Origin of the sequence: Aeromicrobium sp. HA (assembly GCF_027171405.1) — a bacterium.
Taxonomy (GTDB): Bacteria; Actinomycetota; Actinomycetes; order Propionibacteriales; family Nocardioidaceae; genus Aeromicrobium; species Aeromicrobium tamlense.
This window is the reverse complement of record NZ_CP114372.1, coordinates 2,775,376-2,787,289: the sequence shown is the minus strand read 5'-3', so window position 1 is coordinate 2,787,289 and position 11,914 is coordinate 2,775,376. Positions and strand designations below refer to the sequence as shown.

At 73.2% G+C, this 11,914-nt stretch carries 12 protein-coding genes; 11 read left to right on the top strand and 1 reads right to left on the bottom strand.

Annotation, left to right across the window (positions count from 1 at the left end; all coding sequences use genetic code 11):
- Positions 1-7: 7 nt before the first annotated feature.
- Genes glmM through O3S82_RS13765 form a run of 3 tightly spaced genes read left to right on the top strand, consistent with a single transcriptional unit; the run spans position 8 to position 2,825 of the window.
- Positions 8-1,354, top strand: a complete 1,347-nt coding sequence (glmM, locus tag O3S82_RS13775) for a phosphoglucosamine mutase (RefSeq protein ID WP_269303560.1) — start codon at positions 8-10, stop codon at positions 1,352-1,354.
- 2 nt (positions 1,355-1,356) lie between these two features.
- Complete coding sequence (locus O3S82_RS13770) at positions 1,357-1,815, top strand: GNAT family N-acetyltransferase (RefSeq protein ID WP_269303557.1); 459 nt, start codon at positions 1,357-1,359, stop codon at positions 1,813-1,815.
- A 38-nt stretch (positions 1,816-1,853) separates the two neighbouring features.
- A complete protein-coding gene (locus O3S82_RS13765; RefSeq protein ID WP_179422975.1) occupies positions 1,854-2,825 on the top strand; it encodes a GNAT family N-acetyltransferase in 972 nt (323 codons plus the stop codon).
- A gap of 134 nt (positions 2,826-2,959) precedes the next feature.
- Here O3S82_RS13765 and coaA read toward each other — a convergent pair whose 3' ends face one another.
- On the bottom strand, positions 2,960-3,910 hold the full coding sequence (coaA, locus tag O3S82_RS13760) for a type I pantothenate kinase (protein WP_179422977.1): 951 nt from the start codon (positions 3,908-3,910) through the stop codon (positions 2,960-2,962).
- Positions 3,911-3,955: 45 nt separating this feature from the next.
- Between coaA and glmS the strand changes: the two genes are divergently transcribed.
- From glmS to O3S82_RS13720, 8 genes are read left to right on the top strand one after another with little or no spacing between them, the layout of a single operon-like run.
- Positions 3,956-5,800, top strand: coding sequence for a glutamine--fructose-6-phosphate transaminase (isomerizing) (gene glmS / locus O3S82_RS13755; RefSeq protein WP_269303554.1), 1,845 nt, complete (start codon positions 3,956-3,958; stop codon positions 5,798-5,800).
- Between the two features lie 4 nt (positions 5,801-5,804).
- Positions 5,805-7,220, top strand: a complete 1,416-nt coding sequence (locus O3S82_RS13750; RefSeq protein WP_269303552.1) for an NAD(P)H-hydrate epimerase — start codon at positions 5,805-5,807, stop codon at positions 7,218-7,220.
- Positions 7,217-8,323, top strand: a complete 1,107-nt coding sequence (alr, locus tag O3S82_RS13745) for an alanine racemase (protein WP_269303550.1) — start codon at positions 7,217-7,219, stop codon at positions 8,321-8,323. The genes O3S82_RS13750 and alr overlap by 4 nt, the downstream gene beginning before the upstream one ends.
- On the top strand, positions 8,320-9,303 hold the full coding sequence (locus O3S82_RS13740; protein WP_179422985.1) for an alpha/beta fold hydrolase: 984 nt from the start codon (positions 8,320-8,322) through the stop codon (positions 9,301-9,303). The genes alr and O3S82_RS13740 overlap by 4 nt, the downstream gene beginning before the upstream one ends.
- Positions 9,304-9,316: 13 nt before the next feature.
- On the top strand, positions 9,317-10,279 hold the full coding sequence (tsaE, locus tag O3S82_RS13735; protein ID WP_269303548.1) for a tRNA (adenosine(37)-N6)-threonylcarbamoyltransferase complex ATPase subunit type 1 TsaE: 963 nt from the start codon (positions 9,317-9,319) through the stop codon (positions 10,277-10,279).
- A gap of 47 nt (positions 10,280-10,326) precedes the next feature.
- Positions 10,327-10,965 carry a tRNA (adenosine(37)-N6)-threonylcarbamoyltransferase complex dimerization subunit type 1 TsaB gene (gene tsaB / locus O3S82_RS13730; protein ID WP_179422988.1) on the top strand — a complete coding sequence of 213 codons (639 nt, stop codon included), beginning with the start codon at positions 10,327-10,329 and terminating at the stop codon, positions 10,963-10,965.
- On the top strand, positions 10,962-11,417 hold the full coding sequence (gene rimI, locus O3S82_RS13725; protein ID WP_179422990.1) for a ribosomal protein S18-alanine N-acetyltransferase: 456 nt from the start codon (positions 10,962-10,964) through the stop codon (positions 11,415-11,417). Before tsaB ends, rimI begins: the two co-directional genes overlap by 4 nt.
- A complete protein-coding gene (locus O3S82_RS13720; protein WP_218845702.1) occupies positions 11,414-11,896 on the top strand; it encodes a DedA family protein in 483 nt (160 codons plus the stop codon). The genes rimI and O3S82_RS13720 overlap by 4 nt, the downstream gene beginning before the upstream one ends.
- Positions 11,897-11,914 lie beyond the last annotated feature (18 nt).

Here is an 11,914-nt window from a genome sequence, read left to right as displayed (position 1 = left end):
GGCGCGCATGGGCCGGATCTTCGGTACCGACGGCGTTCGGGGTCTGGCCAATCGGGACCTGACCGCCGAGCTCGCGGTCGACCTCTCGGTGGCCGCCGCCCACGTCCTGGGCGAGGCCGGTGCCTTCGCCGACCAGCGCCCCACGGCAGTCGTCGCCCGCGACACCCGCGCCTCCGGAGAATTCCTGGAGGCCGCGGTGGTCGCGGGTTTGGCGTCTGCGGGGGTCGACGTCCACCGCCTCGGCGTGGTCCCCACCCCGGGCGCGGCGTACCTGACCTCGTTCCTCGAGGCCGACATGGGCGTCATGATCTCCGCCAGCCACAACCCGATGCCCGACAACGGCATCAAGTTCCTGGCGCGCGGCGGGGTCAAGCTCGACGACGACATCGAGGCCGCGATCGAGCAGCGGCTCGAGGAGCCCTGGGACCGCCCCACCGGCGCCGACGTCGGTCGCGTCGGTGACAGCCACGCGGGCCTGGGCGCCTACGTGCGCCACCTGCTCGACACGCTGCCCACGCGGCTCGACGGCCTGAAGGTCGTCCTCGACTGCGCCAACGGCGCCACCCACGAGGCCGCGCCCGACGCGTTCGCGCGCGCCGGCGCCGAGGTCGTCGCGATCCACGCCGAGCCCGACGGACTCAACATCAATCGCGACTGCGGCTCCACCCATCTCGGCGACCTCCAGCGCATCGTCGTCGAGCAGGGCGCCCACGTGGGCTTCGCCTTCGACGGCGACGCCGACCGCTGCCTGGCGGTCGACCAGAACGGCGAGGTCGTCGACGGCGACCAGATCCTCGCGATCCTGGCCCTGCGCGGCCAGCGCGAGGGCTCGCTCGCGCAGGACACCGTCGTGGCCACCGTCATGAGCAACGTCGGCTTCACCCGGGCCATGGAGGCCGCCGGCATCACGGTGCTGCGCACCGCCGTCGGCGACCGCTACGTGCTCGAGGCGATGCGCGAGGGCGGCTACACGCTCGGCGGCGAGCAGTCCGGCCACGTCATCATGAGCCGCCATGCCACCACCGGCGACGGCACCCTCACCGCGCTTCAGCTGGCCGCCGAGATGGCCGAGTCCGGCCGCACGATGTCCGAGCTCGCCTCGGTCATGCAGCGGCTGCCGCAGGTGCTGGTCAACGTCGGCGGCGTCGACCGCGCCGGCGCCGCGCGCCACGAGGTCGTGCTGGCCGAGGTGAAGGCCGCCGAGGCGAGGCTCGGCGACTCCGGCCGCGTGCTGCTGCGCCCCTCGGGCACCGAGCCGCTCGTGCGCGTGATGGTCGAGGCGCCCACCTCGCAGGAGGCGCAGGACATCGCCGACCACCTCGCCGAGGTCGTCCGCACGCACCTCGCGATCTGACCGTGGTCACCGTCGAGGCCGGTGGGCTCGAGCGCGACGACGTGCACGCGCTGCTGGCCGAGCACCTGGCCGACATGTTCGCCACCAGCCCGGCCGAGAGCGTGCACGCGCTCGACCTCGGCGCGCTGCGGCACGAGGCGATCAGCTTCTTCACGGTGCGTGAGGACGGCCGCCTGCTGGGCTGCGGCGCGCTGAAGGACCTCGGTGACGGACACGGCGAGATCAAGTCGATGCGCACCACCGCCGCGGCTCGTGGCCGGGGCGTGGCCACCGCGATGCTCCAGCACCTGCTGGACACCGCGCGCGCCCGTGGCCTCGAAAGGCTGAGCCTCGAGACCGGCTCGGAGCCCTACTTCGCCGCCGCTCGCCGGCTGTACGTGCGCCACGGCTTCGAGGAGTGCGAGCCGTTCGCCGACTACGTCCCCGACCCGAACAGCGTCTTCCTGACCCGGGTCGTCTGACCTGTCGCTCGGCGCCCGTGCGGTGCGAGAATGCGCGCATGGGCGCGACCATCGAAGTCCTCGACCCCACCGACCACGGCAGCTTCGTGGAGTTCCACGACGTCTACCAGCGCTCGAACGAGCGCGACATCGACCAGCCGTGGTCGGCCGACGAGCTGCGGGTGATGCTCGTCGGCGACGCCTACGAGCGCTGTGACTCGCTGCTGCTGCGCGAGGGCGAGACGCCCGTCGCCGTGGCGCTCGCGGTGTTCCCCGAGCGCGACAACGCCTCCACCGCGTTCGTCGAGGTCTGGGTGCCGCCCGAGCTGCGTCGTCGCGGCCACGGCTCGGCGCTGCTGGAGCGGATCGAGCTGCGCGTGGCCGAGGACGGGCGCGACCAGATCCTCACCGAGACACTGCGGCCCATCGACGCCGAGACCGGATCGGGCCGCGAGTTCATGCTGGCCCGGGGCTACGCGCCGGACACGACGAACGTGCAGCGCGAGCTGCGACTGCCGGCCGACGTGCCGCCGGCGGATCCGCGCGACGGCTACACGCTCGCCGGCTGGCGAGGCAGCCCGCCGCGGGAGTGGCTCGACCAGTACGCGCGGCTCCGGTCGCTGCTCAACCAGGAGGCGCCGTCGGGCGAGGTCACGCTGGAGAACGAGTTCTGGGACGCCGATCGGCTGCTGCACGAGGTCGAGCAGTGGAAGCGGCAGCGCCGCGTCGCGCACACGGTCGTCGCGGTGGCGCCCGACGGCTCGCTCGCGGGCCACACGCAGCTGCTGTTCCCGCACGAGACGCCCGAGGTCTACCAGTGGGACACGCTCGTCCTGCCCGAGCACCGCGGCCACGGCCTGGGCCTCTCCCTCAAGCGCCAGGCCATGCGCGACGCGAGCGACCTGCTCGCCGGCCGTGGCCGCATCGTCACGTGGAACGACGCCCAGAACGTCAACATGATCGCGGTCAACGAGGAGCTCGGCTACCGCGCCACCGCGTGGGCCGACCAGTGGGTCAAGCACCTCGCCTGACGCCGAGTGGGCGGTGAGCTGTCAACCCGTCCTGCCTCAGGCCGGTGCGTCATCAACCTCACGAGGTCGGGTTGCGGTTGATCACTCACCGCCACCTGGTGGGATGGGTTGACCCCTCACCGCTTCCCACGGGGTCAGAGCTTGCGGAGCCGGACCCACTGCACGCTGTGGTCGGCGGACTTGCGCAGCACGAGGTCTGCGCGGCCGCGCGTGGTGGCCACGTTCTCGCGCAGGTTGGGCCAGTTGATCGTGTCCCACAGCTCCTCGGCGCGCGTGACGGCCTCGGCGTCGGTCAGCGTGCTGTAGCGGTGGAAGTACGACGCGGGATCGGCGAACGCGGTCTCGCGCAGGCGCAGGAAGCGACTGATGTACCAGCGCCGGATGTCGCGGCTGTTCGCGTCGACGTAGATCGAGAAGTCGAAGAAGTCGCTGATCGCCAGGCCGGGGGAGCCGTCGCCGCGCAGCCGCGGGGGAGCGAGCACGTTGAGGCCCTCGACGATGAGGATGTCGGGGCGCTTGAGCGAGACGGTCGCGTCGGTGCGGTCGTAGGTCAGGTGGTCGTAGACCGGCGCCTCGATGTGCTCGGCGCCGCTCTTGGCCTGCATGACGAAGCGCAGCAGGGCCTTGCGGTCGTACGACTCGGGGAAGCCCTTGCGGTGCATGATGCCGCGGCGCTCGAGCTCGGCGTTCGGCAGCAGGAAGCCGTCGGTGGTCACGAGGGCGACGTGGGCGTGGTCGTCGTGCTGGGCCAGCAGGTCGCGCAGCAGGCGGGCGGTGGTGGACTTGCCCACGGCCACCGAGCCGGCCAGGCCGATGATGAACGGCACCCGGTCGGGCTGGGGGTCGCCGAGGAACCGCTCGGTGGCCCGGTAGAGCGCCTCGGCCAGCCGCACGCGCAGGCTGATCAGCTGCGTGAGGGGCACGTAGACCTGCTGCACCTCGTCGAGGTCGAGCTCCTCGCCGAGGCCGCGTACGCGCTCGATCTCCTCGCCGGACATCGGCTGCACGGCGTCGCGCGCCAGCTCGGCCCACGCCTTGCGTTCCAGCTCCACGTACGGGGAGGAGTCGCGTGACATACCGACCATTGTTGCCAGCGGTGCCGCCAACCGCGCAGTCGGTACCCTGAACCCATGTGTGGAATCGTCGGATACGTGGGCCATCGCCAGGCGCTGGACGTCGTCATGGGTGGACTGCGACGCCTGGAATACCGCGGCTACGACTCCACCGGAGTGGGGGTCGTCGACGGTGAGCGGATCGCCTGGGCCAAGAAGGCCGGCAAGCTCGCCAACCTCGACGCCGAGCTCGAAGAGCACGAGCTCCCCGCCTCCACCACGGGCATCGGCCACACCCGCTGGGCCACCCACGGTGGACCCACCGACGCCAACGCGCACCCGCACCTCGCGCCCGACGAGCGTGTCGCGGTCGTGCACAACGGCATCATCGAGAACTTCATGGAGCTGCGCTCCGAGCTCGAGGACGAGGGCTACGAGTTCGCCTCCGAGACGGACACCGAGGTCGTCGTCCACCTCGTGCACCGCGAGCTCCAGCAGCAGGACGACCTCTCCGAGGCCGTGCGCGCGGTCTGCCGCCGCCTCGAGGGCGCCTTCACGCTGGTCTTCTCCGACGCCCTGAACCCCGACGTGGTGGTCGGCGCACGCCGCAACTCCCCGCTGGTCGTCGGCCGGGGCGAGGGCGAGAACTTCCTCGGCTCCGACGTGGCCGCCTTCATCGACTACACGGCGCAGGCCATCGAGCTGGGCCAGGACCAGGTCGTCACGATCACGAAGGACGCGATCGAGGTCACCGACTTCGACGGCAACGCCGCCCCCACCACCGAGTACACCGTGGACTGGGACGTCACGGCCGCCGAGAAGGGTGGCTACGACTGGTTCATGACCAAGGAGATCGAGGAGCAGCCGAAGGCCGTGGCCGACACGCTCCTCGGCCGCATGACCACCGACGGTCGTCTCCAGCTCGACGAGATGCGCCTGTCGGACGACGAGCTGCGCGAGATCGACAAGATCATCATCATCGCGTGCGGCACGGCCTCCTACGCGGGCCTCGTGGCGAAGTACGCGATCGAGCACTGGACCCGCATCCCCTGCGAGGTCGAGCTGGCGTCGGAGTTCCGCTACCGCGACCCGATCATCGACCGCTCCACGCTCGTCGTCGCGATCAGCCAGTCCGGCGAGACGATGGACACCCTCATGGCCATCCGGTACGCGCGTCAGCAGCGCGCCCGCGTGTTGTCGATCTGCAACACCAACGGGTCCACGATCCCGCGCGAGTCCGACGCCGTGATCTACACGCACGCCGGCCCCGAGGTCGCCGTCGCGTCCACGAAGGGCTTCCTGTCGCAGGTCGTGGCCTGCTACCTCCTGGGCCTCTACCTCGCTCAGGTCAAGGGTGCGAAGTACGGCGACGAGATCACGCACATCATCGACGAGCTCCACGAGATCCCGGCGAAGGTGCAGCGGATGCTCGACGAGGCCGAGCAGGTCAAGAAGCTCGCGGCCGAGCTCGTCGACCGTCGCTCGTTCCTGTTCCTGGGTCGCCACGTCGGATTCCCGGTCGCGCTCGAGGGCGCGCTCAAGCTCAAGGAGCTGGCCTACGTCCACGCCGAGGGCTTCGCGGCTGGCGAGCTCAAGCACGGCCCCATCGCGCTGGTCGAGCAGGGGCTGCCGATGTTCGTCGTCGTGCCGCCCCGGGCCCGCGACCAGCTGCAGGAGAAGATCGTCAGCAACATCCAGGAGGTCCGGGCGCGCGGCGCCTACACGATCGTCCTGGTCGAGGACGGCGACGACACCGTGGTGCCGTTCTCCGACGTGGTCATCCGGCTGCCGAAGGTGCCCACGCTGCTCCAGCCGCTCGTGGCCACCGTCCCGCTGCAGATCTTCGCGTGCGAGCTGGCCGAGCTGCTCGGCCACGACGTCGACCAGCCGCGCAACCTGGCCAAGTCCGTCACGGTCGAGTGAGCTGATGCTGACCGCCCACACCGTCGCGCAGGTGCGCGCGGCGGAGGAGGTCGCCGCGGCCGACGCCGGGTGGGACGAGCTCATGCGGCGCGCCGCCGCCGGGCTCGCGCAGCACGTCGCGCGGGCCCTGCCCGCCACCGAGACGCTCGTCGTCCTCGTCGGGCCGGGCAACAACGGCGGCGACGCCCTGTTCGCGGCCGCCCACCTGTGCCGGGAGGGCCGGCGCGTGAACCTGTGCCTGCTCGACGAGGCCAAGGCGCACCCCGCCGGGCTCGCCGCCGCCCGCGAGGCCGGCGCACGGGTGGTCGACGGGCCCGAGGGCCACCGCCACGTCGTGGACGCGATCTTCGGCATCGGCGCGCGTCCCGGGCTCGAGGGCACGGCCGCCGCGTGGGCGGAGTGGGTCGAGCGCGAGCGTCCCTTCGTCGTCGCGGTCGACGTGCCGTCCGGGATCGGCGTCGACGACGGCCGGCTCGACGGGCCCGCGATCCGCGCCGACCTCACCGTCACGTTCGCCACCGCCAAGCACGGCCTGCTGCTCGGTCCCGCGTCGGCGCTCGCCGGCCGGGTGGAGGTCGTGGACATCGGGCTCGACCTCGCGGGCGAGCCCGCGCTCGAGGCGCTCGACGCCGGCGACGGCGCGCGGTTCCGCGACGCGATCGTCCCCGGTCACGACGCCCACAAGTACACGCGCGGCGTGCTCGGCGTCAGGGCCGGCTCCCCGCAGTACGCCGGCGCTGCCCACCTCTGCGTCGCGGGCGCCCAGGCCGGACCCGCCGGGATGATCCGCTTCGTCGGCGCCCAGGACCTCGCCCGCCGGGTCGTCGACCGCGCGCCCGAGATCGTGGCGCGCCGCGGTCGCGTGCAGGCGTGGGTCGTGGGCTCGGGCGGCGAGGACTCGCCGGTCCCGCTCGCCTCGGCCCTGCGCGACGAGGTGCCGATCGTGGTCGACGCCACCGCCCTGCACCACCTGCCGCAGTCCTTCGAGGTCGACGCGCTGCTGACCCCGCACGCGGGCGAGCTCGCCGCGGTGCTCGGTGTCGACCGCGAGGCCGTGGAGGCCGATCCTCTCCGGCACGCCCGCGAGGCCGCTGAGCGGTACACGGCCACGGTGCTGCTCAAGGGGCCGCGCACGCTCGTCGTCGCGCCCGACGGCCGCACCCGCGTGAACCTCTCGGGAACGCCCTGGCTCGGCACGGCCGGTGCGGGCGACGTGCTGGCGGGGTTCATCGGCTCCTTGCTCGCGACGGGCCTCGACGCGTTCGACGCCGGCTCGGTCGGTGCGCTGCTGCACGGACTGGCGGCCGAGCGACTCCGCGGCCCCCTCGTCGCCTCCGACGTCGCCCGTGAGCTGGGGTCCGCCCTGCACGACTTCTGCGAGCCGCGTCGCCCCGGCGACGGGGAGGGGGAGCGCCCGTGACCGCCAACGCCGAGCTCGTGGTCGACCTCGACCGGTACCGCGCCAACCTCGCGGTGCTGCGCTCTTGGGCGCCCGACGCGCTCCAGATGGCCGTCGTGAAGGCGAACGCATACGGCCACGGGATGGTGCCGATGGCGCGCGCGGCGCGCGAGTCGGTCGACTGGCTCGGCGTCGCGACGCCCGCCGAGGCGCTCGAGCTCCGCGCCGCCGGCGACCGCGGCCCGCTGCTGTGCTGGCTCGCCGTACCGGGTGCGCCCTTCGCCGAGCTCGTCGCGGCCGGCGTGGAGGTCACGGCCTCCGGCGTCGACCAGCTCGAGGCGATCGCCGCCGCCGGCGACCGTCCGCGCGTGCAGCTGAAGGTCGACACGGGCCTCTCGCGCAACGGCGCCTTCGGTCCGCAGTGGGACGAGCTCGTCGCGGCCGCCGCGCGCCTCCAAGCCGCCGGGAGCATCGAGGTCACGGGCATCTGGTCGCACTTCGCGAGCGCCGACGAGCCCGGCCACCCGGCCAACGACCAGCAGGAGGCGGTGTTCCGCGCCGCGGTCGACCAGCTCGCCGCGGCGGGCGTCGAGCCGGGGCTGCGGCACCTGGCGAACTCCGCCGCGGGCCTGACCCGACCCTCCTCGCACTTCGACCTCGTCCGCTGGGGCATCGCGTCGTACGGCATCGACCCCGACCCGGCCGTCCCCGCGCCCGGCGTCACCCCGGTGCTCACCGCGCGCACCGTCCTGGCGAACGTGAAGCGGGTGCCCGCTGGCGCCTCGGTGTCCTACGGCTGGCGCTGGACCGCCGACCACGAGACCACGCTCGGCCTCGTCCCGGTGGGGTACGGCGAGGGCATCCACCGCACCGCCTCCAACCGCGCCGAGGTGGGGTTCGCCGGGAGCCGGGCGCCCGTCCGTGGCACGATCTGCATGGACCAGTTGGTCGTCGACCTGGGCGACCGACCCGCCCGGATCGGCGATCCGGTCACGCTGTTCGGGTCCGGCGACGACGGCGAGCCGACGGCGCAGGACTGGGCGGACGCGGCGGGCACGATCGCCTACGAGATCGTCACCCGACTCGCCGGACGCTGGTCCCGGACCTACCGAGGAGAGCGATGACATCGGTCGCAGGACGCGTCGCCGCCACCGCGGGCGCCTTCGCCGCAGCGGGAGTCGCCGGCGCCGCCGCCACGGTCCTGAAGAACCGCAAGACCGAGCAGCGCCGCCTCCAGCGCGGCGAGGAGGTCGAGTTCGGCTCGGTCCGCGGCGACTCGTACTACGTCTCGGCGGCCGACGACGTCCCGATCCACGTGGAGGTCGACGAGGGTCCCGGGCCCACGATCGTCTTCCTCCACGGCTGGATGTGCGACCTCGACACGTGGCACTTCCAGCGCCTCGCGCTGCGTGGCCACGCCCGCCTCGTCTTCATGGAGCACCGCTCGCACGGTCGCTCGGGCCGCAGCGGCCCCCGCAACTCCTCGCTGCACGACATGGCCGACGACGTCCGCCGCGTGCTGGACGCCCACGCGGCCGAGGGGCCCGTGGTGCTCGTCGGCCACTCGATGGGCGGCATGGCCCTCATGCAGCTCGCGCAGCTGCAGCCCGACCTGTTCGACGACCGCGTCCGCGGCGTCGTCCTCATCAGCACCAGTGCCGGCAAGCTCATGCGCCGCAGCCCCGCCCTGCGCTTCGTGATGCCGCTGGCCAAGGCCGCCACCCCGGTGCTCGACTGGGGTCGGGAGTTCAACAGCTTCTCGATCATCCGCCGCTGGGCGTTCGGGCCGCACGCGCAGCCCGCCGTGGTCGACATGGCCGACGAGATGATCCTGCGCGCGCCCACCACCGTGGTGCTGAACTTCTACGACAACTTCGTCGAGCTCGACCTCGGCGCCGGGCTGGAGACGATCTCGCGCTGCCGGACCTCGGTCGTGTGCGGCACGAAGGACGTCATGACGCCGTTCGGTCACAGCCGCTGGCTCGCCCGGCACATCGCCGGGGCCGAGCTCGTCCCCGTCAACGACGCCGGCCACATGGTGATGCTGGAGGAGCACGAGCAGGTGACCGAGGCGATCGAGCGCGTCCTGAAGGACATCGCATGAGCGAGCGTCGAGCATGACGTCGGAGCTCGACGTCGCGCTGGTCGGACCCGACCGCGCGGCCGAGGTCCTCGGGGTCATCCACCGCGCGTTCGCCGCGCGGCCCGTGCTCGACCCGCCGGCCACCGCCGGCGACGAGACGCTATTGACCGTCGCCGCCTCGCTCGAGCGCGACGGCGGTCTGCTGGCCACGCGCCGCGGCCATCCGATGGGCGCGATCCTGTTCGACCGGTCCCGTCCCGGGCGCCTCGGCCTGCTCCGCGTCAGCGTCGACCCGCTCGGCCGCGACCGCGGGGTCGCCTCCGCCATGGTCGGCGTCGCCGAGGACGTCGCGGAGGAGCAGGGCATGGACGGCATCTGGCTGCACGTGCGCGAGGAGCTGCCCGCGAACTTCCGCTTCTGGAACCACCGCCTCTACCTGCCGGTGCGCCAGCAGGGCCCCACGATCGAGATGGCCAAGACGCTGTGGCTCGCGCGCGAGGTGCCCGACGCCGACGCGATGCGCGACCTCGCCGCGCGCGTGGCCACGCTGCTGCGCGCGGGCGACCTGCTCGTGCTCACCGGCGGCCTCGGCGCCGGCAAGACCACCTTCACGCAGGGCCTGGGCGATGCGCTCGGCGTCCGCGGCCCCGTCACCTCGCCCACGTTCGTCATCGCGCGCACGCACCCCAGCGAGGTCGGCGGGCCGCCGCTCGTGCACGTCGACGCCTACCGGCTCGGCGACGCGGCCGAGATCGACGACATCGACCTCGATGCCACCACCGAGGAGTCGGTGACGGTCGTCGAATGGGGCGAGGGGATGGCCGAGCAGCTCTCCGACAGCTGGCTCGCGATCACGATCGAGACGCGCGGCGCGAGCCCCGGCGACCCGCTCGGCACCGCGTGCGGCGTCCCGTCCGACGAGATGCGCGTCGTCACGATCCGCCCGCACGGCCCGCGGTGGCTCGAGGAGCCGCTGCGCTCGGTCCTGCTCGGCTGAGCGGCGGCCGCTCGAACGTCGGTCCGGGGCGGAACTAGGCTGGGCCCGTGCTGCTGCTCGCGTTCGACACCGCCACCCCGGCGATCTCCGTCGCCGTCCACGACGGCTCGTCCGTCGTCGCCGAGGCGACGGGGGAGGGCGCGATGGCGCACGGCGAGCTGCTGGCCCCCGCGATCCGCACCGCGCTCCAGCGCGCCGGCGCCGCTCCGTCCGACCTCACCGACGTCGCCGTCGGCGTGGGTCCCGGCCCGTTCACGGGCCTGCGGGTCGGTGTCGTCACCGCGCTGTCGCTGGGCCAGACGCTGGGCCTGACCACGCACGGCGTGTGCTCGCTCGACATCCTCGCGGCCGAGGCCGCCGCCGACTTCGACGAGGAGTTCGTCGTGGCCACGGACGCCCGGCGCAAGGAGGTCTACTGGGGCCGCTTCACGCCCGAGGGCGTGCGCGTCACCGGTCCCGACGTCGACTACCCCGAGACCGTGGCCGCCCTGGGCATGCCCGTGGTCGGTCGCGGCGGCACGCTCTACGCCGACCGCTTCGCGACGGTGCACGACGGTCCGCTCGACCCGTCGGCCGCCGCGCTGGCCCGCCTGGTCGCCGGCGGCACGGCCGCCGAGGTCCCGCTCGAGCCGCTCTACCTGCGCCGACCCGACGCGACACCGCAGGTCGCGACCAAGCGCGCATGATCCGCACGGCGGGCCTGCGCGATCTGGACACGCTGGAGTCCATCGAGAACGCCAGCTTCGGGCCCGACGCGTGGTCGTCCGCCCAGGTCCGCGACGAGCTCGTCGGCGACCGCATTGTCCTGGCGCTCGTCGACGAGTTCGGGGTCCGTGGCTACGCCTCGATCCGGATGTTCGCGCCCGAGGCCGAGCTCATGCGGATCGCCGTGGGGCTGGGCTCGCGCCGCCAGGGCGTCGGCTCCCAGCTGCTCGGGGCCGCCCAGGACGCCGCCCGTGCCCGCGGTGCCGAGCGGCTGCTGCTCGAGGTCGCCGACGACAACGAGCCGGCCCTCGCGCTCTACCGCCGTGCCGGCTACCGCGAGACCGGCCGCCGCCGCGGCTACTACCGCTCGGGTGCCGACGCCGTGCTCATGGAGCGTGACCTCTCCGCGCCGGACGCGACGAGGTCGTCGTGAGCGAGGTGCTCGACGCGATCAGGGCGTGGCCGTGGTTCTGGGCGTGGCTGACGTTCTTCGTGATCGTGCTGCTGCGCGCCGGCGGCACCTATGGCATCGGCCGCGCGATCGCGGCCGGCGTGCTGCGCGAGCGCGAGCCCGGCCCCCGGGTGCGGGCCGCGATGGCGCAGGTCGAGCGCTGGGGCCCGCCAGCGGTCACCGTGAGCTTCTTCACGGTCGGCGCGCAGACCGCCGTGAACCTCGGCGCGGGCCTCGCGCGGATGTCATTCCCGCGCTACCTCACCGGCCTGGTGCCCGGCGCGGTCATCTGGGCGTCGATCTGGTCGACCATCGGGATGAGTGCCTTCCTGGCCGTCTTCTCGGGCGGATCCGAGCGTCTCGGGTGGCTCTTCGTGCTGCTCGTCGTGGTCGTCGTGGCGGTGTTGCTGACCCGCTCGTTCCGGCAGTCGGCGCCCGCCCGGGACACCCGCGCGGACTGAGATCCGCCGCCCGGCGAG